This window comes from Rhizobium sp. CF122 (genome assembly GCF_000282035.1).
Taxonomy (GTDB): Bacteria; Pseudomonadota; Alphaproteobacteria; order Rhizobiales; family Rhizobiaceae; genus Rhizobium.
This window is the reverse complement of sequence record NZ_AKKA01000081.1, coordinates 63,091-89,194: the sequence shown is the minus strand read 5'-3', so window position 1 is coordinate 89,194 and position 26,104 is coordinate 63,091. Positions and strand designations below refer to the sequence as shown.

At 58.0% G+C, this 26,104-nt stretch carries 22 protein-coding genes; 13 read left to right on the top strand and 9 right to left on the bottom strand.

Translation table 11 applies throughout. From position 1 onward, the window contains the following. Positions 1-69: 69 nt before the first annotated feature. Entirely contained in the window at positions 70-537 is a 468-nt protein-coding gene (locus PMI09_RS32850) for a GNAT family N-acetyltransferase (RefSeq protein WP_157213390.1), read from the bottom strand. Between the two features lie 448 nt (positions 538-985). Between PMI09_RS32850 and PMI09_RS20420 the strand changes: the two genes are divergently transcribed. After that, positions 986-1,501 carry a hypothetical protein gene (locus PMI09_RS20420; protein ID WP_007798876.1) on the top strand — a complete coding sequence of 172 codons (516 nt, stop codon included), beginning with the start codon at positions 986-988 and terminating at the stop codon, positions 1,499-1,501. A gap of 87 nt (positions 1,502-1,588) precedes the next feature. Here the strand turns inward: PMI09_RS20420 and PMI09_RS20415 are convergent, their stop codons facing one another. Continuing rightward, the gene (locus tag PMI09_RS20415) at positions 1,589-2,296 is read right to left on the bottom strand and encodes a helix-turn-helix transcriptional regulator (protein ID WP_007798875.1); all 708 of its coding nucleotides are present in this window, start codon (positions 2,294-2,296) and stop codon (positions 1,589-1,591) included. A gap of 88 nt (positions 2,297-2,384) precedes the next feature. Here PMI09_RS20415 and PMI09_RS20410 point away from each other — a divergent pair, with 88 nt between their 5' ends. Further along, on the top strand, positions 2,385-2,783 hold the full coding sequence (locus tag PMI09_RS20410) for a VOC family protein (RefSeq protein WP_007798874.1): 399 nt from the start codon (positions 2,385-2,387) through the stop codon (positions 2,781-2,783). 741 nt (positions 2,784-3,524) lie between these two features. Here the strand turns inward: PMI09_RS20410 and PMI09_RS20405 are convergent. The 7 genes from PMI09_RS20405 to PMI09_RS20370 all read right to left on the bottom strand — a co-directional run bounded on the left by PMI09_RS20405 (position 3,525) and on the right by PMI09_RS20370 (position 11,736). Next, positions 3,525-3,734: a cold-shock protein gene (locus PMI09_RS20405; protein ID WP_007792156.1), complete on the bottom strand. Its 210-nt coding sequence runs from the start codon at positions 3,732-3,734 to the stop codon at positions 3,525-3,527. Between the two features lie 669 nt (positions 3,735-4,403). Continuing rightward, positions 4,404-7,670 carry a rhomboid family intramembrane serine protease gene (locus PMI09_RS30545; protein WP_081499095.1) on the bottom strand — a complete coding sequence of 1,089 codons (3,267 nt, stop codon included), beginning with the start codon at positions 7,668-7,670 and terminating at the stop codon, positions 4,404-4,406. Positions 7,671-8,077: 407 nt separating this feature from the next. Next, positions 8,078-8,521 carry a YybH family protein gene (locus PMI09_RS20390; RefSeq protein WP_007798866.1) on the bottom strand — a complete coding sequence of 148 codons (444 nt, stop codon included), beginning with the start codon at positions 8,519-8,521 and terminating at the stop codon, positions 8,078-8,080. A 242-nt stretch (positions 8,522-8,763) separates the two neighbouring features. Next, positions 8,764-9,567: an ABC transporter ATP-binding protein gene (locus PMI09_RS20385; protein WP_007798863.1), complete on the bottom strand. Its 804-nt coding sequence runs from the start codon at positions 9,565-9,567 to the stop codon at positions 8,764-8,766. Between the two features lie 12 nt (positions 9,568-9,579). Next, positions 9,580-10,284, bottom strand: coding sequence for an ABC transporter permease (locus PMI09_RS20380; protein WP_007798859.1), 705 nt, complete (start codon positions 10,282-10,284; stop codon positions 9,580-9,582). Beyond that, a complete protein-coding gene (locus tag PMI09_RS20375; RefSeq protein WP_007798857.1) occupies positions 10,284-11,009 on the bottom strand; it encodes an ABC transporter permease in 726 nt (241 codons plus the stop codon). The genes PMI09_RS20380 and PMI09_RS20375 overlap by 1 nt, the downstream gene beginning before the upstream one ends. Before the next feature lie 28 nt (positions 11,010-11,037). Then, the gene (locus tag PMI09_RS20370; protein WP_007798854.1) at positions 11,038-11,736 is read right to left on the bottom strand and encodes a GntR family transcriptional regulator; all 699 of its coding nucleotides are present in this window, start codon (positions 11,734-11,736) and stop codon (positions 11,038-11,040) included. Positions 11,737-11,916: 180 nt separating this feature from the next. On the opposite strand from PMI09_RS20370, the gene speB reads away from it, so the two are divergent. The 11 genes from speB to PMI09_RS20315 all read left to right on the top strand — a co-directional run bounded on the left by speB (position 11,917) and on the right by PMI09_RS20315 (position 25,897). Further along, positions 11,917-12,972, top strand: a complete 1,056-nt coding sequence (gene speB, locus PMI09_RS20365) for an agmatinase (protein ID WP_007798851.1) — start codon at positions 11,917-11,919, stop codon at positions 12,970-12,972. Between the two features lie 66 nt (positions 12,973-13,038). Further along, a complete protein-coding gene (locus tag PMI09_RS20360; protein ID WP_007798848.1) occupies positions 13,039-13,881 on the top strand; it encodes a lysine/arginine/ornithine ABC transporter substrate-binding protein in 843 nt (280 codons plus the stop codon). A gap of 121 nt (positions 13,882-14,002) precedes the next feature. Next, positions 14,003-15,385: an aspartate aminotransferase family protein gene (locus PMI09_RS20355; RefSeq protein ID WP_007798845.1), complete on the top strand. Its 1,383-nt coding sequence runs from the start codon at positions 14,003-14,005 to the stop codon at positions 15,383-15,385. Positions 15,386-15,399: 14 nt separating this feature from the next. Then, on the top strand, positions 15,400-16,992 hold the full coding sequence (gene ggt, locus PMI09_RS20350; RefSeq protein ID WP_007798842.1) for a gamma-glutamyltransferase: 1,593 nt from the start codon (positions 15,400-15,402) through the stop codon (positions 16,990-16,992). A gap of 22 nt (positions 16,993-17,014) precedes the next feature. Continuing rightward, on the top strand, positions 17,015-18,448 hold the full coding sequence (locus PMI09_RS20345; protein ID WP_007798840.1) for an NAD-dependent succinate-semialdehyde dehydrogenase: 1,434 nt from the start codon (positions 17,015-17,017) through the stop codon (positions 18,446-18,448). Between the two features lie 692 nt (positions 18,449-19,140). Beyond that, positions 19,141-20,037 carry a helix-turn-helix domain-containing protein gene (locus tag PMI09_RS20340; RefSeq protein ID WP_007798837.1) on the top strand — a complete coding sequence of 299 codons (897 nt, stop codon included), beginning with the start codon at positions 19,141-19,143 and terminating at the stop codon, positions 20,035-20,037. Between the two features lie 235 nt (positions 20,038-20,272). Then, positions 20,273-21,358, top strand: a complete 1,086-nt coding sequence (locus PMI09_RS20335) for an ABC transporter substrate-binding protein (protein WP_007798835.1) — start codon at positions 20,273-20,275, stop codon at positions 21,356-21,358. Positions 21,359-21,442: 84 nt separating this feature from the next. Then, positions 21,443-22,264, top strand: a complete 822-nt coding sequence (locus PMI09_RS20330) for an ATP-binding cassette domain-containing protein (protein WP_007798831.1) — start codon at positions 21,443-21,445, stop codon at positions 22,262-22,264. Further along, positions 22,261-23,520, top strand: a complete 1,260-nt coding sequence (locus PMI09_RS20325; protein ID WP_007798827.1) for a sugar ABC transporter permease — start codon at positions 22,261-22,263, stop codon at positions 23,518-23,520. Before PMI09_RS20330 ends, PMI09_RS20325 begins: the two co-directional genes overlap by 4 nt. A gap of 26 nt (positions 23,521-23,546) precedes the next feature. Further along, positions 23,547-24,275, top strand: coding sequence for an SDR family oxidoreductase (locus PMI09_RS20320; protein WP_007798823.1), 729 nt, complete (start codon positions 23,547-23,549; stop codon positions 24,273-24,275). A 2-nt stretch (positions 24,276-24,277) separates the two neighbouring features. Then, positions 24,278-25,897, top strand: coding sequence for an FGGY-family carbohydrate kinase (locus PMI09_RS20315; protein WP_007798819.1), 1,620 nt, complete (start codon positions 24,278-24,280; stop codon positions 25,895-25,897). Positions 25,898-26,104: the final 207 nt, after the last annotated feature.

Here is a 26,104-nt window from a genome sequence, read left to right as displayed (position 1 = left end):
GGAAGGAACGGGATGCCAGCGGCGGCAACAATCGCAGGGGCGTGCTGCGCGGCGATGACGGCAGCTGGTTCATCGCGCTACGTCTCCGGGCGTCTCAAATCGCTTCCGCAGAAAGATGAAGCTGTGTCCCGGTGGAAAATCATCCATAATGCCGAAGGCCTCATACCCAAGCCGTTCGTAAAACCCGCGCGCCTGGAAGCTATGGGTCGTGAGCCACGCGCCTCGGCAGCCGCGATCTATCGCCTCTTGCTCAGCGAGCGCCATGAGACGACGGCCAATACCACCATGGCGAAGCGCTTCCGGCACTACCAGTAGATCGACATGCAGGTGGTCATGAATCGTGCTGCCCCAAAGCCCACCAATGATATTTCCCGTTTCGGGCTCAGTGACAGTTAAGGCCAGCAGTTTATCTTCGGTCGGACGCCCGATACGAGACGCGTTGAACTCAATCAGCGACGCGGCAATGGCGGACCGTTCATGTGAACCTGGATTTCTGACGAGCTGGATCGTTACCTGCACGAGCACCCTCGCGAACATCCCGATAAAAGCGACACTTGTTTTCCTAACTTCTGCGATGGCGCATGGTACGGAATTCTGCGATAGCCGCAATGTCCGCTTCTGGCGCGCGAAGCTGTCATTGAGGCACGGCCACTTCCAGATACCCAATTTTAGAACGTTTGCCTTACCCTTTGAAAATTGCGCTGTGATAGGACAGCGAGGCGTTGGGTTTACAGTCAATGTTCTATCTTAAACTTGCCTTCACTGCAGCGATCACCGTGCTGTCGCTTGCAATAATGGCTAGCGCGAGCGAATTCGATCGGCAATGCCGGAAACTCTTACCTGAAGCCGACAGGTTCTACGATCGGTGCCAAGAGGAAGGGGTGCCCCCTTTGGAAGGACCTTTCATCCTAGCGGCGGAACGAGAGGCGAGCATGAATCTTACCGCCTGCTGTTTAGCGACAGTTTCCAAGACTCGCAGTTCGTGATGGGTTGCGTGCTGATTGGCCGCTTGCGCATGGTCAGCATATACTACAAGACCTCAAAGGAGCCGCTGCCGCCTCTGAAGCCGGAATACATACAGGCGGTTGATTTCCAGGGCAACGTTGGTCTCAACATCGACGGCAAACGCCGCATCTTGCTGGCGGTCGAGCAGATCGTGACCGACAAAATTCCGGAACGCTATGGGGGCGGCAGAGTCCGCAATTGCGAAATCGGCGATTTCAACAGGCTAAAACCTCATCCAAATAGTGCTTCGCTAGAGCGCGGACCCGATGGGCGTCCCTCCGGCTTTTGCTATGGCTATGGAGTACCTTGCGAGATCGCGCCGTACGCCGTGTCTTTTGGAAGTGGACGGGACAAGGCGGTGTTCATGCCAACCTATAAGCTGTTTGTCGACGCCGATGGCGCGCTGATGGTCGAGCAGAGTTATCGGGATAGGGCGTGTGCGGGTTGGCTAGAAGTGTACGGCCCCGAAGCGATCGTTCTGGAAACTTGCCCGTGAGGCGATCGAGGCCTTGGATGGCGCACAACATGACCGCTAGTGGCGCGTTCCGGCCGAACGCGTTGTCGCCTTCCGGCCCCTTTGCGGTCACCGGGACGGGCCGCGCTTGAGCAATTCGGCACAACGCCGTTGCTGCCATTCTTTTCTCAGCTTGCTTTTGGATACTCCGATAACTTCATCTAGAATCTCGATTTTGAGAATGCCGTCCGTCCGGAAATGACGGAAATCCTGCTTCGACTGGCACCACGCTATCAAAAGGCTATGGGAGTCCTCATAGCCTAAAAGTACAGGCCATACGACGCGGCTGGTCAGCTCGCCGTCTGCCGCACGGTAATCGAGATACAGCTTTCGGCCTTCCCTGATCGCACGCCTTATTGGACGGGTATCAAGCATCGCCTCGTCACTGACTTCGCCTGGCTTAATACCAACAGAGGGGTCGGCAATGTACGGAAGAAGGTCCGGTGGCATTACTGATGCGATCTTCGCCATGACATCGCTGGCGGCATTTCTGATGGTCGCGTCGTTCAACCTTGTCACCATCTGAACGCCGAGGACGACTGCCTCGATCTCGTCGGGCGTCAGCATCAATGGGGGCATTTCATAGCCCGGGTCGAGCACGTAGCCATACCCTGTCGCGCCTTCGATCGGAACGCGCTGGGCGATCAGATGAGCGATGTCACGGTAGACGGTTCGTCTCGCAACCTCGAGTTCCTCCGCGAGTTGCGCCGAGGTCACTGGGCGGCTTGATCTGCGAAGGATCTGAATGATCTGGAAAAGGCGATCCGCCTTCCGCATGGTAGTGACTCCTGCTGCCACAACGGTGTCAGCACGGATGTGGCACAGAGACAGGGAAAGAGATAGTCAAACACCCAGGGAGAAAAACATGAAACTGGCCTCCGTACGCATCATCGCCTCAGACATCAGAGCCATGGTGACTTTCTACGAGCTCGTTACCGGTTTTCACGCGGACTGGCTGGCTCCGGTTTTCGCGGAGATCGTTACGCCCGGCGCAGCGTTGGCAATCGGAAGCGCTGAAACCGTCGCCTTGTTCAAGGAAGGCAGCGCGGAGCCGGGTGCGAACAGGACCGCCATTCTCGAGTTCATGGTGTCAAATGTCGATGCCGAATTCGCGCGGCTGAAAGACCAGATCGCGGTGGTACACGAGCCCAAGGATTTGCCATGGGGTAATCGCACCGCCCAGTTTTGCGACCCTGAAGGTACGCGCGTTGCGCTGTATACACCCGTAACCGACGCTGCAAGACAGCGCTTCGCAGGTCGTTGATTCGCTAGAGGCCCTGTCTTCGTTTCCGGCTCGCCGATGACCGCAATTGGCGCAAAGAGGACCAGCGCAACCCACACAACTCTCGGGCTTCAGGCTCCCACGGTACGGAGGCCCGTGTCGCGGTTCGCCGAATGCGTTTCATCCAGAGCCGGGCCGCGGAAAATAAACAAAAACAATATGGTTAGTGGACGGCTGGATATCGAAATTTGCTACGCCATCATTATACTTTTTCGAAAAGTGTCCAGCCCTTCCGGGCACCCGATGTAGACCAGTAGTATGTTCGCTGGAGCGTCAGTAGTGACAGCTGGAAGGAGCGCCAGGTTTAAAGCCTTGGTCACAGACTGGATTCATCGGGCGCTTGCGATCCATCATTCGAGGAGTGAGAAATCGATTGGTCGTCGGTGTGGTAGACTCGGCCTTCTGCTGACCCACTGCCTTTGGGTTGGATTGCTGTGTCTTCGATGAAACAGGAGCCGCCGCAGATGGCGCAAGGGTCGTAAGGTTAAAGAGTGCAGCGACCGCTGCAACCATGAAAGCGCGGTTCATTGGCATTCTCCTCGGATGATCATCAAGGGCGATCACCGCATACACGCGGTGAAATCGCATAGGCAGTCGGCCCATGCTGCCAGGGCTGTGTGAACCGGTGATGTCAACACGCTCGCGGAGAGAAGGAGCTTGACCGCAGCCCGTAATTGGTAACTGAACGCTTCAGTCCGCGGGAGCTTCCAATGCGTTCAAGGATTACCGCACTTCGATGTTGATAGCTTTGGGGCCCTTGCCCCTTTTATCTGGCTCCGTATCGAACGACACCTTTTGTCCTTCATGAAGAGATTGGATGCCAGAATCCTGAAGAGCCGAGATGTGTACGAACACATCGTTGCCACCGCCGTCGGGGCTTATAAAGCCAAACCCCTTGTCGGCATTGAAGAATTTGACTGTACCCGTTGGCATTGCTTACCTCATCAACTGCGAGACGGCTCCAACATGTAGCCAACGCTTGTCCTTCGCAAGCGAAAATACGCCTCTCACAGCTACGCTGGCTAAGGCTGATCTCGCCTGGAAAAGATCAGAGTTGGACCCGATGGAATACATCATTCCCAATTTGAAGCGAACGTGAAGGTCGGCATCTCCCCCCCAGTCACGGGTTTTGCCGCCTCAGCCACGCAATATGGGTACTTGTATAGCGCGTCTCATCTTGATTGACGCTGAATCTCACCTTGTTTGCCGCGACGCATACTTGCCTCTCTCACTGCGTCATCGACGCTGCAATGCGCTAAAGCAGGCAGGCGGCTTCGGCAAACCCGAGGAGGTTGAAGCATGACGGATCCAACCGAATTGAGCGTCGAGGAGTTCGCCGAGGTCGCGGTCCTGTCCGTCGATCTCCGTGTCGATGAGAAAGTAGAGGCAGTGGTTGGCCGAGTTGACCAGCCGGGATATCAACCGGCAATCACCGCATATGGGAAGCCCGCGCCGGCCCTAGTCCTTTCCGGCCGTGGTGCCCCGCTTTCGCCTGAGCAGCCTATCGCGCTGCCGATACGCGCGGCCCTTCGGTCAACCGCGTCTGGAGCTGCGCACAGATTATTTCGCTAACAAACGGATTTAGGTTCGCATGTTAACGTCTCAATAACTCAGCGTTCGACGACCTCCGCCATCGTCGATCAAATGCGTTGCAATCAGCTTTCCCGACGGATCATAACTGTCCGACTTTGACACCCACGGGAAGTCTCCAGTCGTATCAAAGACGATATGGTCCCGTGTTCCGTCGTCGTTGAAGTTCGTCTGGGACGCAATCTCACCGCTTCTGGTCGCAACCTGCTCATAGCGTTCCCAAGGCTGATTGTTGTCGACGTCATGGGTAATTGAGTAATGGCTCCGATCATCGTTTGTTTGGTCGACATACTGGAGCGAGCCGGCCGAATCGTAGTGCTGCACATAGACCGACCACGATGAGGTGCCTCCCGCATCGTAACTGGTCACGATTTTAGCGCCGCTATCGGAAAACGTTGTTTGGTTTTGCAACTGGCCAGCACGATTTCTGAACTGCTCAAGCTTCGACCAATCTTGGCTATTGGAGATGTCAAACGTCACGTAGTTGCTGGTACCGTCGTCATTCTCTTGTGCGACCGATCTGAGTTGGCCACCTGCGTCAACTGCCTGTTCGTAGCGGGTCCATTTCCCCTTGTTTTCCAAGTCGTGGTTGACCTGGTTCTTGGAACCATCGTCCATGACGGTGACCTCCGCTAGAGCACGCCCTTCCCCGTCAACTTCCGTGGTGATCGTTGACCATGGCCTCGTGTTGTCGGGGTCAAACTCGACTGTGCGAGTTAACTCGCTCGCTTTGTTGTAGTAGTCCACTTTCCGCTGCGCGCCGGACGCGTCGAACGCCACGCCAACCTTCGTGCTGTCGTCCTTGAACTGCATTTCGAACGACCGCATGTCGCTTGGACCGTATCTCTGTTCCACCCTCGTCCACGGTTCAGTATTGAGGGGATCAAAGAGCGTGGCGCTTATCCGCCGCCCGTCCTTGTTCTTGCGTTCAATGCTGCGCGGCCTCCCGATGGACGCCTCAAAGGTCGTCTCGATCGTTCGCCCATCGACCGTGACTTCAGTCTCTTGGATTTTACGCGCACGATAGTCGAATTTGGTTTGAATGGTTGATCCGCCTGGTTTCCGCTCAGTCTTAACGTCTGGCGCTTTTAAATGGCTCGGGGACCTTACATCTGAGTTGGGGTTCGAGGGCGGCCCACGGTCGGCCGCGCTATTTTTGGCGGACTGATCAGCCTTAGGGCCATTTTTCTCAGAATGGGTGCTTTGTGCGGCATTGTTGGTTTCTTGCGCGGACGCCGCCAGCAGTCTCAGCTCGCCGACCGCTCCGTCGTACTCCATAAAGGTCTTGGGGCAGGACCATACAGCGCCCTGAAACCGACGGTTCGCTTCAGCGATTTTGCCGCGCTGGAGGTACCATTCACCCGCGTAGAAAATAGCCTCACACAGTTCGTCACCATTTTCGGCCTTTGTGGCGACCTCCTCCGGGCTGAGTTTCCCAAGAAAGAGGTCGTAGATAGGGTATGGCCACTGGGTGGGCTCTAATTTGGCTGCAGCGCTCTGAAGGTCGGGCACGGCCTTGTCGTTGCCACCTCTCTCCTGAGCCAGATATCGCCAAAGCCGGTAGTATGGAGCCGGCTTGCCATTTGTTTCGGCCTTGGACAAGAACGTTGCCGCGGCGTCGTCGTAGCGTCCGGCGAAGAACTGCCGGAATGGGTCAGCTAGCATTTCCTCTCGCAACCGTGCGATAGGCAGCAAGGACGCTATCGCCACAATGGCAAAGAGGCCGCTGAAGGCTACCGCGGCACCTCCAAAGCGTGGCGTCGACCGCTCCCGCGGCCAAGCAATCAGTAGGACAAGAGCGGCAGCACCACCTGCCACCACGCCGCCGAAATGCCCTGCATAATCTATCATCTGCCCGTCCTTGGCGGCGGACAGGAATGGGATGAGCGCTGGAACCAACATTTGCGCCGCGCCAATTCTAAGCGCAGAAGCAAGCGGTGCGAGGTGACCCCGAAAACTGGCGACCATGGTGGCCGCGAACAGTCCAACGATACCGCCGGATGCCCCGACACCCACGATGTTCGGCGCGTTGAACAAAACGGAAGCAATGGCCCCGCCCAGGGCACTTGCGAAGAAGATCGCCGCAAACCAGCGCCAGCCAATCAAGCGTTCCAGTAGTCTGCCCGCGAACCAAAGCGCAAGGCAATTGAAGCCGAGGTGAACGATTGATCCATGCAGCAATGGCGCGGTGAATAGACGCCACCACTGATGATCCTGAAGCAAGGCTTCCTGCTGCGTCGCACCGAGCATGAACAAAGTTTGGATGCTCGGCGAACCCGCCTGCGAAGGGTCCACACCGAATATCAGTTCGCCGGCGTAGATGGCGACGAGCAGACTGATTAAGACATAGCTCAGGACCTGTGGGCTGAGCGATATTTCAGCTTCTGAGACATTCTCGGTGGCGATCTCCTGACCGCCAGTCGTCGTTGCTCCACGAGCATGCTCCCATGCTTCAAAGCAACGATTGAAAATTCGATCGGGATTCCCGCTTAGCACCTTGAGATTTACGGTCGCTTTGCCTTTCGAGGCATGCATGATCGACCAAAGGAAACCCCGAAACCCACGCCTGCGAATGCCGTCGGCAACACCCGCGTCCAGCTCAAGCCTCAGACTGTCTACATGCCGGCTCTGAAATCTGCCGAGGTCCTTGATGGCTTGCCAAGGAATCGGCTGAGTGCTGAAACTCGGCAACACAATGCCGTCGCCCGATACCGCAAGAGCAAGTTCCCTTGAGAATAGCTTGAGCAGCCCTGATACGCAGATCGACCCGAAAAATGCGCCGCCGAGCCACGAGACAACAATTCCCGGAAAGCGGCCTGCGCCTTCCGAGATCCATATGTTCGCAACTATCAAAGCCGCAAAAACGAAGCTGCCGAGCACGGCCCTAAGCAATTTGCCTTCGTCCCATCGGTAAGCAGTCGTCTGAAAAGACTTTGCCGCCTCTGATCGCAGGTCGGGAGACCGTGGGTCAACTCGCCCGGATGCATCGTCCTGGAACTCCGAACGCCCCGACAATGACTTGCCTTCGTCGTCGCCTTTTAGCTCTGGGATATCGGAAGCAATTCGCCAATCTGCAAAGCCTTCGTACCAAACCCTGGTTTCGGGCTCAAGCTGGCCTGCCTGGACTAGAATCTTGATTTCTAAGGCCGAAACCGGCCCCATCTGCTGGCCTCGATATTGGTAGTACCAGGCCGTCATGCGCAATGCCATACAAAAAAGGAGAACATTGACGGAATCAAAATGCGAGTGATGATTGAGCTTCGTCGCTACGAAATGCAACCTGTATTGTCAACTGGATTCGGAAGTGCACGCTGCGTTAGGCTGTATTCCCGTGTGCGTCGGCACTGGACATTTTTTGGAAGTGTTTTCGATTTCATCCTGCTCGAGTTTTGGAGCCTACGTGATGCGAAATGCGGACTTTTCGCTTTCAGATCACCGCTAGTGATTTCAATGGGTTCCGGACTGGTTGAGGCACTCGGAGTTCGCGTTTACACGGTGGCCTGATAGCGTGTGGGACGCCGCGTCCAGCCAAACAATCTACTAGACGATTGATTGGACGAACCCAATCAATCGACTGCCCGCGATTGGCGACGGCAACGCCGTGGTGACGCATTAAGACTATGACTGGATCGAGTTCGAGTTTGGCGAGCGGGATCCGGTAGCGAGCGCGGCGTAAAACACTCGGGCTAAGGTTTCAGATCAAGCAGCGCCCGCCCGCTTCCATCCATGGCGAACGGAACGGAAGCATGCTGGTGGGCCACCAACCAGCGCCCGCCGCGCTTCACGAGGCCGAGTGTCTGGCGAAACCACAGATCCACCTCGGCGCCATCGGTCTTCGTTCCCGTCATATGGAGCAAGCCGCTCCAGAAAGCGACGTCTCCGCCGACCGTCAGCTTGGCATCGTGCACTTCGCCGCCGATCGGTCCGTCCCATGTATCGAACCAGTCCTGAAGGCCCGCCTCGTCCTTGCCGTGGTAGACAAGTGGTGGCGCCAGCGAAAATTCGACGGAGTCCTCGGTCTCGTAGGAGAGTGCATTCTTGGCATTCTTATCGCCGAGCGCGGAGGCGCGCATCATCAGCATAGCGATAATCGCTTCCTCATCGAGGTTGGGATTGGTCTCTTCGGTCATCTGCGATCCTCCTGTTCCTGAACAAAGGACGATCGGAAGAATGACAATCCGACATCGTCATTCACAAACTGTCAATCGGCGCGCGGCTATCGTTGCCGAGGAATTCGCACGTCGCCTGAGCGAGTTTCGCGAGGATGACCGCCAGTATCGGGATATCTCGGCAACGCTGCACCAGCTGCGCTCGCGCTGCCGCTGGTAACGGATGTTGCATCACAAGACTTAATTCGGGTTTCCTTCCCAAATTACCGTTCATTCGACAAGAACTGCTTGAAACGTTCGGATTTCGGGTTTCGAAAAATCCAGGCAGGATCCCCCTCTTCCTCGACAACGCCCTTGTGCAGAAACACAACCTTGCTGGAGACGTCCCTGGCAAAAGCCATTTCATGGGTGACAACAAGCATCGTCCGGCCTTCTTCCGCAAGTGAGCGCATGACCTTCAGGACTTCGCCGACAAGCTCTGGATCGAGCGCCGAGGTTGGTTCATCAAAGAGCATGACCCTTGGCCGTTGCGCAAGCGCTCTGGCAATGGCCGCCCGTTGTTGCTGTCCACCGGATAGATGCGCTGGATAGAAATGACGCTTGTCTGCAATCCCGACTCGCTCGAGCAAGGCTTCGGCCTCCTCGACGCATTCCGCCCGGCTGCGCTTCTGGACATACACAGGCGCTTCGATCACGTTCTCAAGGATCGTCATGTGAGACCAGAGGTTGAAATTCTGGAACACCATTCCAATGTGCTCGCGAAGGCGATCGACCTGTCGCCGATCTGCTGGCTCGGTCTTATACCGGCCCTTCTTGAGAGCGAACATTTCGCCGCCGATGCGAATTTCACCGCTATCGGGGACCTCGAGCATATTGATGCATCTGAGCATCGTCGACTTTCCTGATCCGGACGAGCCTAGAATCGAGATGACGTCGCCTTCCTGGGCTTCGAGAGAAATCCCTTTCAAAACTTCAAGCGGACCAAAGCATTTGCGAAGGTCCTTAACTGAAACAGCAGCCGTTTTGTTTTTGTTGTCGGTCGCTGGTACTGTTCCCCTGTCAAACATGTATAACTCCCGTTAGGTCAAGGCTGGCGGCTTCATGCGCAGATGAGGCGAGAGCCAGAATTCAACAATCATCAGCAACCGCGTGACGAGGAAGGTGATCGCCAGATAAATAGCGCCGGCGACGATGAAGACCTCGAACGCCCGGAAGCTGTCCGCGATCAGCTTTCCTGCAAGGCCAGTGACCTCCATTATGGTGATGACGGAGGCCAGCGCCGTCGCTTTCAGCATCAGGATGATCTCGTTGCCGTAAGCTGGCAGCGCTTGGCGAATGGCGATTGGCAAGACGATACGCTGCAAGAGGAGCGGGCCCGACATGCCGCAGGCTCGTGCCGCCTCGACCTGTTGTACAGACACTGCCTGGAGGCCACCGCGGAAGATCTCACTCGTATAGGCCGCGGTGTTCAACGTCAGTGCTATAACCGCGCACCAATAGGGTTCGCGAAAGAAGGCCCAGACGCCGACTTCCTGCAGAAACGGCCGGAATTGTCCCAGCCCGTAATAGATGAGGAACATCTGTACGAGCAGCGGCGATCCCCTGAAGACGAAAACATAGCCTTGGGCGAAGCCTCGGCCGACCGGTCCGCCAACGACCGCAATGAAGCAAATGATGACTGCAAGGATACCACCGGCTAGAATGGATGTCGCGGCCAGCTCCAATGTGAGCGGGAGGCCAGGCAACAGGGTAAGAAACGTTTCCCACATGAAGGCCAAGTCCATCACAAAGCCCTCCGCGTGCCACGAAGCGTTCTCGTTTCCAAACGGTGGAAAGTCATCGACGACGCCCAGGTGATGATCAGATAAAGCACGACAGCTGTCAGGTAGAACTCGAAAGGGCGCCGAGTCGAACCGGCTGCGATCTGAGATTGACGCAGAAGTTCGACGAGACCGGTAACGGAAATCAACGCCGATTCCTTCAGCACGAGTTGCCAGGTATTGCCCAATCCAGGGATCGCGTAGCGCAGAACCAGCGGCGCGATGATACGACGAAACTTCGGCCAAGGCCGCATTCCAACGGCACTGGCGGCCTCAAGCTCGCCGCTGGCAACGGACTTGAACGCACCGCGAAAGACTTCGGATTGGTATGCGGCGGAGACGACGCCCAGCGCCAATGTGCCGGTAAGAAAGGCCGGCATGCCAATGAAGCCGTGATAGCCAAACAAGCCGCCGAGATAGCCGAGAAACGCGCTTCCGCCAAAATAGAAGAGGTAGATCACCAGTAGGTCCGGCACTCCTCGCAGAACCGTGGTATAGCCGTCCGCAAGCCATCGCAGAAGCATATAGCGCGACAGCTGCATGAACGTGATGACCGATCCAAGGATAGTGCCAGTCAGGAAACCGCAGACCGAAACCCCGAGCGTCATTGCCGCCGCGGCAAGAAGCAAGGCACCCCAACCGGTTTCCCCAAATCCAACGAGCGTCAGATATCCGTCGATGAGTTCCATACTTATTCTAGCCTCTCGTTGCCGACGCTTAGTCCACAGCCCGCCGGTGCGCCCAAATGCGCTGAAGCTTTGACATGTTCTTGAGCGAGCTTTGAACATGCGCGCGAGCTGCCGCTTCGGCCGCCTGGGGATCACGCGCGCAGATCGCATCCGCTATCGCGCGATGCTCATCCAGATCGGTATGCTCCAGATCCACCCACAGAACCTCGAGCCACAGCGCCAGCCGCAGTTGCTGATACACCTGGTCGCTTAGCCGAACGAGCGCCTCATTGCCCGTCGCCTCCAGGATTACCCGGTGGATGTAGAGTCCGAGATCGAGGTTTCGCGCGGCATCGGAAGGGGTGTCCTCCTCTGTCTCTTTGAGTTCCACCATCTGCGCGATGACGCCGCGGATCCGTTCAAGGTCTTCCTCCGTTGCCGTGGTGCAGGCAAGCCGCGCCGCGCAAACGTCCAGCGCCTCCCTGACAACAAGAAGATTGCAGAAGGCGGTAATATCCAAATCCGAAACCGTGTAGCCAAGGTTTCTTTGGCCAACGACCAAGCCTTCCTCTTCGAGCTTCATCAGTGCTTCACGAAGAGGAGTTCGGCTTACTCCAAACCTCTTTGCGAGCGTGTTTTCGGAGAGTCGCTCGGACGGCCGGAGCTGTCCGGTGAGGATCAAATCCTTCAGTTGAGCATATGTCGATTCACGCAGCGAGCCGCGCGGCTCGTTCTTGCTGAGTGTCAAGCCAATCCCCTTTCATGTCCACGGACCCCAATGTCGGGACCTTTGCGAAGAACGCTATATTTTTTCCTCTTGCAGGATCAAGTGGAATACGAATATGTATACAATATTGGACACAACATTCAATTGGTTTCTGTCGGCAATTGGCAAGCTTATCGAGATAGCGGCGACTGGAGGAGTTACATGCCCGAGATACTATGCCTTGAGGAACTCCGTGCCCGGTACCAGAATGCATCTGGGGCTGACATTTTCGAGCCAGAGTTTCGTAAGGTTGCGGACCTGGTCTTCGCAGAAGGCGACAGCCGCCAAGCCCCCTATTGCGGCGTCCCAACTTTGCTGAAGGCACCTTTTCGGCAAGATGTTGCGCCTCTTTTTACGGGTATTGATGTCGCGCTTCTGGGCATCCCATTTGATCTAGGCGTTACGAACCGTCCTGGCGCGCGTTTCGGTCCTCGCGCCGTTCGCAACGTCGAGAGAGTCGGGCCATATGATCACGTGCTGCGTGCGGTTCCGGCTGCGCATGTCGGCGTCGCAGACGTGGGTGACGTGCCCTTTCGCAGCCGTTTCGATCTTGCCAGTTCGCACGAGGATATAGAACGGTATGTTCGCAGCATCGTCGAGGCTGGAGTTGTGCCCCTCTCAGTCGGCGGTGACCACTCCATTGGGCTGCCATTGCTTCGCGCCGTCGGCCGCGATCGTCCGGTTGGTATGATACACATCGATGCTCATTGCGATACGAGCGGCTCGTTTGAGGGCTGCAAGTTTCACCATGGCGGCCCATTCAGACAAGCCGTGCTCGACGGCGTGCTCGACCCGCGCCGGACAATACAGATCGGTATTCGTGGCAATTCCGAATATCTCTGGGAGTTCTCCTACGCCTCTGGAATGACTGTCATTCACGCCGAAGAGGTCGAGGAACTCGGCATCAAACGGGTGATCGAAAAGGCCCGCGCGATAGCGGGCGACGGCCCGACCTATGTCAGCTTTGATCTGGACGCTCTTGATCCGGCATTTGCGTCGGGCACCGGCACACCGGAGATCGGCGGGCTCACCTCCACGCAGGTGCTTGGCATCCTTCGCGGCCTTTCCGGTCTCGACATTGTCGGCGGCGACGTTGTCGAGATCGCCCCTCAATACGATCCGACAACGAACACGGCGCAGGTCGCCGCTCAGATTTTATTCGAACTCCTCTGTCTGGCCGCAGAGGCGATAAGGATCCGCGCGTCCCGGCACGATTGAGCCTTCACGCTGATCAAAAGCAACCGCCGCACGCGAATGAGCGGCAAACCAAAAAGGGGAATGAAAATGATGAAAAGCAAACTAGCACTCGCCAGCCTGGTTCTCAGCATCGTTGCTGCCAGCAGCAGCTACGCCCAAACCAAGCCAACCGAAATCACCATTGCCACTGAAGGCGCCTACGAGCCCTGGAATTTCACCGGCCCCGACGGAAAGCTTGCCGGTTTTGAGATCGATCTCGCCAATGATCTTTGCGCCCGCATGAAGATCAAATGCAACATTGTTGCGCAGGACTGGGACGGGCTCATCCCATCGCTGAACGCCAAGAAGTTCGATGCCATCATGGCATCGATGATCGTCACGCAGAAGCGCCTCGCCGTCATCGCCTTTAGCGAACCGTACGCTCCGACCGCCGCAGCCTTGATGGTTGAAAAATCGGGCCCGCTCGCAAATCTCCCTGGCACCGGAACCACTATCGATCTCGCAGGTGACAAAGCAAAGGTCGAACAGGAATTGCAGCCCCTTCGCGACGCCCTGAAAGGCAAGGCGGTCGGCGCGCAGGTCTCCACCGCAAACGTCGCGTTTCTTGATTCCTATTTCAAGGGAGTCGTCGAGCCGCGCGAATACAAGACCGTCGAGCAGCATGACCTCGACTTGCAGGCAGGACGCATCGACGCTGTCGTGGCACAGAAGACATCGTTGAGCGCGACGCTATCGAAAGAGGATTTCAAGGACTACACGATTGCCGGGCCGACCTTCATCGGTGGTGTATTCGGTCAAGGCATCGCTGCCGGCCTGCGCAAGGACGACACCGAATTGAAAGCGATGTTCGACGAGGCGATCAGCGCCGCGAAGGCTGACGGGACAATCAACACGCTCGCGAAAAAATGGATGAAGATCGGCCTCGAATAATCGACCGATCGCCCCTTCTAACGCAGAAAAATGACAGCCGTCGAGTGCTCGGACAACTCGGCGGCTGCGTGAAACTGCCGCGAATTTTTCCACTCGCCTCGATCACAACTGGAGAACTATCGTGACCATTCTTCTCAATTCCCTGGAAGCGCGCGACGCGGCGTTTGTCCTTCATCCCTATACGAATGCGTCGCAACATCTAAGGGACGGCCCGCTTGTGATTGCCAGGGGTGAAGGGATCTACATCATCGACAGCGATGGGAATAGGTATATCGAGGGGCTCGGTGGGCTGTTCTGCGCGTCGCTTGGGTTTAGTGAGCAACGGCTCGTCGACGCTGCCACACGGCAAATGCAGGAGCTACCGTTCTATCACAGCTTTGGCGGCAAATCGCATGAGACGGCCATCGAACTTGCCGAGCGGCTGATCCGCCTGGCTCCGGTTCCGATGTCGAAGGTATTCTTTGCCAATTCCGGTTCAGAGGCCAACGACACGGCCCTGAAACTTGTCTGGTACTACCACAATGCGATCGGCAAACCGGAAAAGAAGAAGGTCATTTCCCGTTGGCGCGCCTATCATGGGGTGACGATTGCCTCGGCAAGTCTCACGGGGCTCCCCAACAACCATCGCGACTTCGATCTGCCGATCGGTCGGATCCTCCATACGGATTGCCCGGAATATTATCGCTACGGCCAGCCGGGCGAGAGCGAGGAAGACTTTGCGACCCGCTGCGCTGCCTCGCTCGAGGATCTGATCCTCGCTGAGGGGCCTGAGACGATCGGGGCATTTTTCGCTGAACCCTTGATGGCGTCGGGTGGGTGCATCGTTCCGCCGCCAACCTATTACGAAAAGATCCAGGCGATCCTGAGGAAGTACGATATTCTCCTGATTGCCGACGAGGTGATCTGCGGTTTCGGCCGGCTGGGCACCATGTTTGGCTCCGAGAGTTTCGGGCTGCAACCGGATATGATCGCCATGGCCAAGCAGCTGTCTGCGGCATACCAGCCAATTTCCGCGCTGATGGTCAACGAGAAGGTCCATGCAGCCATCGTCACCGAGAGCGAAAAGATCGGCACCTTCGGGCACGGCTTCACCTATAGCGGACACCCGGTTGCCACCGCCGTCGCATTGGAAACCCTGAACATCTATGAAGAGCGCGACATCGTCGGGCATGTGCAACAGGTGGCGCCGCTCTTCCAACGAAGGCTCCACGCGCTCAGTGACCATCCACTTGTCGGAAACGCGCGCGGACGCGGCCTGATTGGCACGCTCGAGCTGGTTCGCAACAAGGAAACCAAGGAGCCGTTCAAGCCGGCGGACGCTATCGCGGTCCATGCCGGCAAGCGGGCCCAAGTGCATGGCGTCGTCACCCGTGCGCTCGGCGACAACTATTCTCTTTGCCCGCCCCTCATCATCACGGAAACACAGATCAACGACATGTTCGACCGCTCCGAGAGGGCCCTTGATGACACCTACAGCTGGGCGCGCGCCAACAACCTCTATTGATAAAGGACAACAGCATGCGGAACTTCGAACAACCGGGGCGCTCGATTGCCGTTGGCCATAGCGGCATGGCTGCCACCTCCCATCCCATGGCAACCATGACGGCTATCGACATCCTCAAAAGTGGCGGCAAGGCCATCGATGCGGCAGTAGCAGCCTGCGCCGTCCAGTGCGTGGTGGAGGCAGGCTCCACCGGCATTGGCGGCGATTGTTTCGCGTTGCTAGCCCCCAACGGAGGCGACCAGGTGATCGCCTATAACGGGTCTGGTCGCACACCCGCGGCCGTGGATCTCAAATGGTTCAAGGACCAGGGAGTTTCCGAGATCGCGCGGTCTTCGCCTCACGCGGTGACCGTTCCCGGCGCTGTCGACGCCTGGACGCGCCTCGTCGCAGATCATGGGCGCATGTCGATGGCCGATATCTTGGCGCCAGCAATCGCGCTTGCGCATGACGGCTATGGCATTACACCGCGCGTTTCCGCTGATATTTCGCATCAGCGCGCTATGCTCGCACTCGACCCGTCGACGCGCCGCATTTTCCTCGACAACGATGAAGCTCCCGCAGTTGGATCCATTCAGCGTCAGCCGCAACTCGCACAGACGTTGTCGGCGATCGGCAGCCACGGCCGGGATGCCTTCTATCGCGGCGATGTCGCCGAAGACATGGTCTCTTATCTTCGCTCGCTCGGCGGTCTGCACACAATCGAGGATTTCGCATCCGCCGCTGGGGAATATGTCACCCCTATCAGCGCAACCTATCGCGGCTGGACGGTTCATGAATGCCCACCAAATGGGCAAGGTATCATTGCATTGATGATCCTCAAGATTCTTGAGCGTTTTGCCCCGTCAGGCGACCCCCTCGATCCCGACAACCTTTATGTTGAAGTCGAGGCGACCCGGCTTGCCTATGCGGCGCGCGAACGTTGGCTTGCAGACGCCGCCTTCTCGAATGTCCCGGCAGATTTTCTTCTGTCGGATGAACTTGCCGACCGTCTTGCCTCGAGCATCAACTTGAAAGAAGCTGGTAATGTCGCGGGTGTCATTGAAGGCGTCGAGCACTCGGACACGGTCTATATCTCGGTGGTCGACAAAGACCGCAATGCCGTCAGCTTTATCAATTCGGTCTTCCATCCCTACGGCAGCGGACTAATGGCACCGAAGTCGGGCGTGCTGTTCCACAACCGCGGCCAGAGTTTCGTGCTGAAGGAGGGGCATCCAAACGCGATCGGCCCGCGCAAGAGGCCGATGCATACGATCATCCCAGGAATGGTCACGCGAAACGGCAAAGCGACCCTCTCGTTCGGTGTTATGGGAGGTCACTATCAAGCTATGGGACATGCTCACTTTCTGTCGAAGCTGTTCGACTTCGGCATGGATATCCAATCGGCGATCGATCTTCCTCGTCTGTTCCCCCTCCCCGGCACGCTAACGATTGAAGCGGAGGAAACAATTCGAACCGCGATTGGCGAAAATCTCAAGGGCCGAGGCCTCAAAGTGGTTCCTCCGAAATGGGCCATTGGCGGCGCGCAGGCGATTTGGATTGACCAAGAGCACGGAACCCTGCTCGGGGCGTCGGATCATCGCAAGGATGGTTGTGCCCTCGGTTACTGATTCAAGAGCATCGGAGAACCAGATGTCGGACTACCCAGAAACCCAACTCTTTATCGATGGCACTTGGCGGGACGGTTCGAACGATCGCCTGCCGATCGTCAACCCAGCCACAGGTGAAATCATCGGAACTGTCGCCAATGCCGGCCGCGACGACCTCGATGCCGCACTTGTCGCAGCCGAGTCCGGGTTTGACATCTGGCGTCAGGTCAGCGCTTTCGATCGTGCGAGGGTGTTGCACAAGGCTGCGCAGTTGCTGCGGGACCGGGTTGAGAAGATCGCGACGATCATGACCCTCGAGCAGGGCAAGCCGATCGCCGAAGCCAGGGCGGAGACGTTGGGAGCAGCCGATATGATCGACTGGTTCGCCGAGGAAGCCCGGCGGGCGTACGGTCGGGTTGTCCCTCCCCGGTTCGCCCATGTTCGGCAGATCGTCCTCAAAGAGCCGGTCGGCCCCGTTGCCGCCTTCAGCCCCTGGAACTTTCCTTTGAACCAGGCCGTTCGTAAAGTTGCGGCAGGTCTTGCTGCAGGCTGCTCGATCATTCTCAAGGGACCGGAGGAGACACCGGCGAGCTGTGCCGAACTTGTCTACGCATTCGCCGATGCCGGACTGCCAACCGGCGCCCTCAACCTCGTTTATGGCACTCCCGCCGATATCTCCAACCACCTCATTGCGCACCCAATCATTCGCAAGATTACGTTCACCGGTTCGACAGCTGTCGGCAAGCAGCTTGCCGCACTTGCCGGTGTGCATATGAAGCGGATGACGATGGAACTAGGCGGTCATGCCCCAGCAATCGTTTTTGACGATGCCGACGTGGATGTCGCCGTGCGGATCCTGTCCGGCTCGAAATTCCGCAATGCCGGCCAGGTCTGCGTTGCTCCGACTCGCTTCCTCGTCCAGGAGAAGGTCTATTCTAGGTTCCTCGCCGGCTTCGTGAAAGCGGCAGAGGCCATCAAGGTGGGCAATGGCTTGGACGCAGAGGTAACAATGGGCCCCCTTGCCAGCGGAAAGCGCGTCGAAGCCATGGAAGCTCTCACGGCTGACGCCATCTCTCGCGGGGGGAGGATCGCGACCGGCGGGGAACGGATTGGAAACCAAGGAAATTTCTACAAACCCACGGTCCTCACCGACGTGCCACTCGACGCCCGCGTCTTGAACGAAGAGCCGTTCGGCCCGATTGCTGTCGTCAACGCTTTTTCGACGTATGAATCCGCCATTTCGGAAGCCAACCGCCTGCCTTATGGCCTTGCGGCCTACGCGTATACCACGTCGGCAAAGACAAGTGCCGCACTCGGGCGCGACATGCAAAGCGGCATGGTTTCGATCAATCATCATGGTTTGGCGCTGCCGGAGTTGCCGTTCGGTGGCATAAAAGACTCCGGCTATGGGTCAGAAGGCGGGACGGAGGCGATGGAAAGCTTCTTCAACACGAAGCTGGTGACGGAATCCATCTGATCGCTGAGGTTCTAATTGCAGCCGGATGAAGGTTCCGCGGCAGGTCACTTGGTCCGGTAGCCTCGAAGCGGAAATCCAAAGCCGACTGATAAGAGGAAGTGGCCTTCCCTTTGCAATCGAGCCCCGACGGCGCGGGTCGCTCGAACTCGCAACTATGTAAGACGAACTCCATCAACAGCTGGGTCATAAAACTTGAGTATCCTGTCGTCACTGTCTGCAATATCAGGCCGTGTGGCAAAAAATGTTGCCGACCAGGATTCGGCTGCAATGCAGAATATTTCGCAGAATTGCTGTATCGGTAGTTGGAAGATTCTGGTTCCGCCAATCTGGCGTGGATGAACGGTTAGGCCGACCGCCAGAATCCGATTCTCGAAGGCCGGCAAAACTTGCGTTTCAAGCCAGCCCCTAAAAATTGCACCCTGCTCTGCGTGGCAGCACCAGAAGAACACGCTGAACCTAGATGAGCCGTGACCTTAACGCCGCTGATGCAGACTTAGCTGGAAATGCACGGCTGGGCATCCAGGCAAGCATGAATCGGATGACAAAAAAGTATCGGTGCGTAGGGGCAAATGTGGTGGAGCGCCCTGTCGCATCCGGCTAAACTTCTTTCATGGTCGCGGGATGGAACCGGGAGAGCTCCACCTGCTTTTAGCCCAGTAACAGAGTGAGGAGACCCTGGGAGGGGTAGTCGTATGAGGGATGTATCAGAGCCCGATCTGGAAGTCGTCCAGATACGTTCCGGCGAGTCCTTCAAGATGTGGTCGCATGGATATCCCTATCATACGGTGCGGTGGCACTTTCATCCCGAATATGAAATCCACCTGATCACCGAAACCTCCGGCTGCTATTTCGTCGGTGACTTCATCGGCGATTTCCAGCCGGGGAATTTTGTGATGACCGGCCCGAACCTTCCGCACAATTGGGTAAGCGAAGTCCTCGACAACCGGCGCATCGAGCAGCGCTGCATGGTTTTGCAGTTCTCCGAGCAATTCATCGATGGCCTGCTTGCCATCCTGCCAGAACTCAAAGGGTTTCGCTCGGTGCTCGCCGACAGCCGTCGGGGCGTCCTCTTCCCTGTCGAGACCGCCGCACTCGCCAAACCGATCATGCAGGAGATGCTGGATGCCACCGGTGCGCGTCGCATCGCGCTTTTCATGCAGCTTGTCGAACTTCTGACGGCTGCCAACAATCGCGTGGCGCTGACCACGTCCGACTATCAGCCCGATCCGTCCGGTTATATGTCGATCGGCACCAACAAGGCCCTGGCATTTATCCGTGAGCGACTAACGGAGCCATTTTCCGAAACCGACCTGGCGGCGATCGCCGGTCAAACGCCAAGTGCGTTCTCCAGGTCGTTTCGCAAACATACCGGCTTCTCGGTGGTTCAGTATGTGAACCGCCTGCGCATCAACCTCGCCTGCCAGCTGTTGATGAGCAGCGAGGACATGCCCGTTATCGATATCTGCTACGCTTCTGGGTTCAACAACCTTTCGAATTTCAACAGACACTTTCTCGCGCAGAAAGGGATGCCGCCCTCCAGGTTTCGAGCCTTGCGGGCACAAAACGAAAAAGCGGTGGAGGCCGCCTAACTAGGGAGGACAGGGAGGAGACAGGACACATTGATGGCAAGTTCGAACGGAGACCGTGGCGGCCTCCGCGCGAGAGCTCTTGTCTTCAGATTCATAACAGGTGCGCCTCAGCAGCATGGCCGGCGATGGTCTTTGACCGCGGTTCCGGCAGAGGCTTTGTGCGCTTTGCACTCAGGCCAACCATGCGCCTGAGACGGTAACTGCAACAATCGATCTCTTCAATGGAGAAACCGAAATGACGCAACTCAAAACGAAACTCGCAGGCGCCGCGATCCTGGCCTTCGGCCTTTTCAGCGGAACGTCCGTCTTTGCACAGTCGGCCAAAGTCACCGACGCGACTGTGGCCTTCCTGATGCCCGACCAGAGCTCGACGCGTTACGAAGAGCATGACTTCCCGGGCTTCCAGGCGGAAATGGCCAAGCTCTGCGCCGGCTGCAAGGTGATCTACCAGAATGCCAACGGCGATGCATCCCGTCAGCAACAGCAGTTCAACTCCGCGATCTCGCAAGGGGCCAAGGCGATCATCCTCGACCCGGTTGACTCCACCGCTGCTGCCTCGTTGGTGAAGATGGCACAGAGCCAAGGCGTCAAGGTTATCGCCTATGACCGCCCGATCCCTTCCGCGGCAGCCGACTACTATGTCTCCTTCAACAATGAAGAGATCGGCAAGATGATTGCCGTATCGCTCGTCGCGCATTTGAAGAAGAACAACGTCAAACCAGAAGACGGTGGTCTGCTTGAGATCAACGGCTCTCCGACCGACGCAGCCGCCGGCTTGATCAAGAAGGGTATCCATGCCGGCATCGCCGAGGGTGGGTATCGAGTTCTCGCCGAATACGATACGCCGGAGTGGGCGCCGCCGAAGGCACAGCAGTGGGCAAGCGGCCAGATTACCCGCTTCGGCAAGAAGATCATTGGTGTCGTAGCGGCCAATGACGGTACTGGTGGTGCCGCAGTCGCTGCCTTCAAGGCTGCCGGTGTGGATCCGGTCCCGCCAGTGACAGGCAATGACGCGACGATTGCCGGCCTGCAGCTGATCATTGCTGGTGATCAGTACAACACGATTTCCAAGCCGAGTGAGATCGTTGCTGCCGCCGCCGCCAACGTCGCACTGCAACTGCTTTCCGGTGAGACGCCGAAGGCGGATACGAAGCTGTTCGACACACCGACGCAGCTCTTCACGCCGGCGCTTGTGACTGCAGAGAACCTGAAGGCCGAAATCATCGACAAGACCGTCAACGGTAAGCCGATCCAGACGCCTGAACAGCTTTGCGGCGATCGTTACGCCGAGGGTTGCAAGAAGCTTGGTATCGGCAGCTAAGAACTCCTCCCGAGGGTCCTCCGGCGCATGTCGCCGGGGGGCTCATTGCAGGCATCACGAAGTCATACGGAAAGGCTTGCCTCGATGATGGACAACCAACATGACGCGCCCCCGACTGGCGAGCTGGTGCTCAGCCTGCGTGGCGTCTCCAAGAATTTCGGCGCCGTTTCGGCCCTGACGGATATCGATCTCGACGTGCATGCGGGCGAAGTCGTGGCGCTGGTCGGCGACAACGGTGCGGGCAAGTCGACACTTGTCAAAATTCTTGCCGGCGTCCACCAGCCGACATCGGGCACGATCACTTTCGCGGGCAAACCCGTAACGCTTGCTGACCCCAGTACGGCACTTGATCTCGGTATTGCGACGGTTTTCCAGGACCTCGCGCTCTGCGAAAATCTCGATGTGGTGGCCAACATCTTCCTTGGCCGGGAGACCAGTCCGCTAAAGCTCGATGAAGTGTCGATGGAGGTACGCTCCTGGAAGCTCCTGAATGAGCTGTCGGCGCGCATCCCTAGTGTCCGCATTCCGATCGCCTCGCTTTCCGGCGGCCAGCGTCAGACGGTGGCGATTGCGAGATCGCTGCTGTTGGAGCCGAAGCTTATCATGCTCGACGAGCCGACCGCTGCGCTCGGCGTGGCGCAGACGGCGGAGGTCTTGAATCTTATCGAACGGGTCCGCGACCGTGGCCTCGGCGTGATCATGATCAGCCACAATATGGAGGACGTGCGGGCCGTGGCAGACCGCATCGTCGTCCTGCGTCTCGGCCGCAACAATGGAATATTCTATCCCGACGCCACCAATCAGGAACTCGTCAGCGCCATCACAGGAGCCGCCGACAATTCCGTCTCCCGCAGGGCAAGCCGACGCCAGGCGCCGCGCGAGATCACTAACGGAGGAACCCCATGAGCAGCAACGCCAATCAGAGCGCGCCATCCGCACCGTTGCTGGATAGGAGCGACGTTCGCGTCAAACATGAAACCGGCGTGAGCGGCGCCATCCGGGCCTTTGCCGATCGCGTGAGATCGGGCGATCTAGGCTCGCTGCCGGTCGTCGTCGGCCTAGTTCTCATCTGGACCGTCTTTGCGTCGCTCAATCCCATCTTCCTCTCGGCCAACAACCTCGTCAATTTGCTTTTCGATGCATCGACCGTCGGCGTCATCTCGCTTGGCATCGTCTGCATCTTAATGGTTGGCGAGATCGACCTGTCCGTGGGCTCGATCAGTGGCTTTGCTTCGGCGCTGGTCGGCATGCTCTGGGTCAACGAAGGCTGGCCGGTTGCGCTGGCGATTGTCGCTGCTCTTGCCGCCGGCGGTGTCATCGGTGCGCTTTATGCATTGCTCTTCAACCGCCTCGGAATGCCGAGCTTCGTTTCGACACTGGCTGGTCTTCTGGCGGTTCTCGGCATGCAGCTTTATCTACTTGGCGCTACCGGTTCGATTAATCTGCCCTACGGCTCTGCAGTGGTGAACTTCGGCCAGCTGCTGGTCATGCCGGACCCCGTTTCCTACGTTCTGGCCGCCATTCCCGGGATCGTGATGTTCGTGACCGATTACCGGACCGTCGTGCGGCGCCGCGAGGCTAGCCTGTCTTCGCAGTCGCTTGGCAGTCTCGTGTTCCGTGCGGTTATTATTACCGTGGTGCTCGAGCTGATCGTCTTTTATCTCAACCAGGACCGCGGCATTCCGTGGATGTTCGGTCTCTTCGTCGGCCTTGTCGTAGCGATGAGCTATGCGCTGACCCGCACAAAGTGGGGCCGCTCGATGACGGCGGTCGGCGGCAATCGCGAGGCCGCGCGCCGCGCCGGCATCAACGTGCGCCTGATCTACACGAGCGCCTTCATGCTCTGCTCGATGCTGGCTGCACTCGGCGGCGTATTGTCTGCTGCGCGCCTTGCATCGGCAAGCCAGCAGGCTGGCACCGGCGACGTCAACCTGAATGCGATAGCCGCTGCCGTTATCGGTGGCACAAGCCTCTTCGGCGGCCGCGGCAGCGCCTATTCGGCACTGCTTGGCATCATCGTTATCCAGTCGATTGCCAACGGCCTGACGCTGCTCGATCTGTCATCGTCGCTTCGCTACATGATCACCGGCGCCGTTCTTGCCATTGCCGTTATCGTCGACTCCCTTGCACGCCGTTCGCGAGTGTCCCACGGACGCGCGTAAAACCCAGACAAAAGGTAAGGAATGCTATGAGACAGGAACTTTCTGGAAAGGTCGCTGCAATCACCGGCGCGGCCTCGGGGATCGGCCTTGAATGCGCAAAGGCATTGATCAATGAGGGTGTCAACGTCGCCCTCATTGACCGGGCTGAGGATTCATTAAAGCGGATCTGCGCCGAACTGGGGCCACAGGCGCTCCCGCTGGTCGTCGATCTGACAAGCCCGGAAAGTGTTGCGACGATGATGCCGCAGGTCCTGGAGAAGTTCGGCAAGCTCGATATCTTCCACGCCAATGCCGGTGCCTATATTGGCGGAGACGTGGTTGAGGGAGATCCGGATGCCTGGGACCGCATGCTGAACCTCAATATCAATGCCGCCTTCCGTTCCGTTCAGGCCGTGCTGCCGCACATGGTTGAGCGGCAGACCGGCGACATCATCATGACCAGTTCCATTGCGGGTCTCGTTCCCGTCGTTTGGGAGCCGATTTACACCGCCTCCAAATTTGCGGTACAGGCTTTCGTGCACACGGTTCGCCGACAGGTGATGAAGCACGGCATTCGCGTCGGCGCCGTTGCGCCGGGACCCGTTGTCACGGCCCTGATCAGCGATTGGCCGAAGGCGAAGCTCGAAGAAGCCATCGCAGCAGGTGGGCTGATAGAGGCAAGCGAAGTGGCTGATGCCGTCATGTTCATGCTCTCGCGGCCGCGGAATGTGACAATCCGCGACCTCGTCATTCTGCCTCACAGCACGGATCTCTAGATATGAGACGTCACTTTCTCGGAATCGATGTCGGTACTGGCAGCGCGCGGACCGGAGTGTTCAGCGAGAGCGGTGATTTGCTATCATCGGCAAAGCACCCGATTGCCATCTGGCATGAAGCTGGTGGCATCGTAGAGCAGTCCAGTGAGGACATCTGGCGGGCAGTGTCGCGCACCGTCCGCCAGGCCGTCAAAGAGGCGGGCATCGATCCGGCCTCCATCGCCGGCATCGGCTTTGACGCGACCTGCTCGCTGGTCGCCGTCTCCGAGGACGGACGCCCGATCAGTATAAACAGTTCCGGCGATCCCGATAGGAACATCATCGTCTGGATGGATCACCGGGCCGTTGCGGAAGCCGACGAGATCAACGGCGGCGAGCACGCCGTTCTGCGCTATGTCGGCGGTCGCATCTCGCCGGAAATGGAAACTCCGAAGCTCCTGTGGCTGAAACGGCACCTACCCGCGCAATATCACGCTGCATCCCACTTCTTCGACCTTTCCGACTATCTGACCTGGCGTGCGACCGGCAGCTTGTCGCGATCGGTCTGCACAGTGACATGCAAATGGACCTATCTCGCCCATGAAGGGCGCTGGGACGCTGACTATTTTCGCGCCATTGGGCTTGAGGATCTGGCAGGAGATGGTTTCAAGCGGATTGGGACGGAAATTGTCGCGCCGGGAGCCGCGCTTGGCACGGGGCTTTCTAGCCAGGCGGCGGCCGACCTCGGTCTCTTGGTCGGGACACCGGTTGGCGCAGCCCTCATCGATGCGCATGCCGGCGGGATCGGGACACTTGGGGCGGTCGAGAACGAAGCGTTGGGCAGCGCCGAGATCGGCCGTCGCCTGGCCTACATCTTCGGTACTTCGGCATGCTCGATGGCGACCACAGAGCAGCCGACCTTTGTTGACGGCGTCTGGGGTCCGTATTTTTCAGCGATGGTCCCGGGCCTGTGGCTGAACGAGGGTGGACAGTCGGCGGCAGGCGCGGCCATCGACCATCTGGTGACCATGCATCCGGCAGCTGCCGAAATCGAGGCACGCGCCAAGGTCGAGGGTCTGTCGCTCATTGGTTATTTGGAGCGAGCAGCCGCCCGCGCCGGCGACGGCGCCGCTGATCTTGCCGGGGGGATCATTGTGGTGCCGGAATTCCTGGGCAACCGCGCGCCATTTGCCGACCCTGATGCGCGTGCGTTGATTGCCGGGCTGACGCTTGACGAGGATGAAGCATCGCTTGTTGCGCTTTACGTTGCCGGCCTCGCCGGGCTTGGCTACGGGTTGCGGCAGCTGCTCGACGCATTAGAAGCCAAGGCGATCGATATCGACCTCATCATAGCCAGTGGTGGTGCAGCAAACAGCCCTCTCGTTCTACAGATGATCGCCGATACTACGTCGACGGAGGTTGCCAGCGTGACGAGCCGGGAGCCGGTGCTGCTTGGCGCTGCCATGCTCGGTGCCGTTGCCGGTGGCTGCTACTCCGACATATCAAGCGCGATGGGCGTCATGTCGCGCATTGCAAAGGTCTTCCGGCCTGCCTCGGGTGCGATGAGAGAAAGACACGATCGGCGATATCAGGCCTTCAAGCTGCTGCAGGAAACCGGCCGAAAGCTGCGTGACATGACCTAGCGAGGCTTTGTGCCCCTGCCCTCCGACAGCGCTGCGTCGAGCGTATTGGCAGCCGCAAGTCGGTTCGCTGGTCCAAGTGGTATCGAGATACTGCTGGATCGTTGGAGGCATGCGGGCAAGTTTTATTGCGGCACAGGTCAGTCTGTTTACTTCATGGTGAAATAGGGATATTTTATATCCTTAATAGATGCGGTTCAGCATCGATCC

Excerpts from the sequence above, each read along its gene's own strand:
- PMI09_RS32850 (WP_157213390.1), bottom strand. The coding sequence starts at position 537 with ATGTTCGCGAGGGTGCTCGTGCAGGTAACGATCCAGCTCGTCAGAAAT.
- PMI09_RS20405 (WP_007792156.1), bottom strand. The coding sequence starts at position 3,734 with ATGCCAACGGGTACAGTCAAATTCTTCAATGCCGACAAGGGGTTTGGC.
- PMI09_RS20315 (WP_007798819.1), top strand. The coding sequence starts at position 24,278 with ATGAGACGTCACTTTCTCGGAATCGATGTCGGTACTGGCAGCGCGCGG.
- speB (WP_007798851.1), top strand. The coding sequence starts at position 11,917 with ATGCCCGAGATACTATGCCTTGAGGAACTCCGTGCCCGGTACCAGAAT.
- PMI09_RS20330 (WP_007798831.1), top strand. The coding sequence starts at position 21,443 with ATGATGGACAACCAACATGACGCGCCCCCGACTGGCGAGCTGGTGCTC.
- PMI09_RS20385 (WP_007798863.1), bottom strand. The coding sequence starts at position 9,567 with ATGTTTGACAGGGGAACAGTACCAGCGACCGACAACAAAAACAAAACG.
- PMI09_RS20360 (WP_007798848.1), top strand. The coding sequence starts at position 13,039 with ATGATGAAAAGCAAACTAGCACTCGCCAGCCTGGTTCTCAGCATCGTT.
- PMI09_RS20325 (WP_007798827.1), top strand. The coding sequence starts at position 22,261 with ATGAGCAGCAACGCCAATCAGAGCGCGCCATCCGCACCGTTGCTGGAT.
- PMI09_RS20345 (WP_007798840.1), top strand. The coding sequence starts at position 17,015 with ATGTCGGACTACCCAGAAACCCAACTCTTTATCGATGGCACTTGGCGG.
- PMI09_RS20375 (WP_007798857.1), bottom strand. The coding sequence starts at position 11,009 with ATGGAACTCATCGACGGATATCTGACGCTCGTTGGATTTGGGGAAACC.
- PMI09_RS20380 (WP_007798859.1), bottom strand. The coding sequence starts at position 10,284 with ATGGACTTGGCCTTCATGTGGGAAACGTTTCTTACCCTGTTGCCTGGC.
- PMI09_RS20420 (WP_007798876.1), top strand. The coding sequence starts at position 986 with ATGGGTTGCGTGCTGATTGGCCGCTTGCGCATGGTCAGCATATACTAC.
- PMI09_RS20320 (WP_007798823.1), top strand. The coding sequence starts at position 23,547 with ATGAGACAGGAACTTTCTGGAAAGGTCGCTGCAATCACCGGCGCGGCC.
- PMI09_RS20410 (WP_007798874.1), top strand. The coding sequence starts at position 2,385 with ATGAAACTGGCCTCCGTACGCATCATCGCCTCAGACATCAGAGCCATG.
- ggt (WP_007798842.1), top strand. The coding sequence starts at position 15,400 with ATGCGGAACTTCGAACAACCGGGGCGCTCGATTGCCGTTGGCCATAGC.
- PMI09_RS20390 (WP_007798866.1), bottom strand. The coding sequence starts at position 8,521 with ATGACCGAAGAGACCAATCCCAACCTCGATGAGGAAGCGATTATCGCT.
- PMI09_RS20415 (WP_007798875.1), bottom strand. The coding sequence starts at position 2,296 with ATGCGGAAGGCGGATCGCCTTTTCCAGATCATTCAGATCCTTCGCAGA.
- PMI09_RS20340 (WP_007798837.1), top strand. The coding sequence starts at position 19,141 with ATGAGGGATGTATCAGAGCCCGATCTGGAAGTCGTCCAGATACGTTCC.
- PMI09_RS20335 (WP_007798835.1), top strand. The coding sequence starts at position 20,273 with ATGACGCAACTCAAAACGAAACTCGCAGGCGCCGCGATCCTGGCCTTC.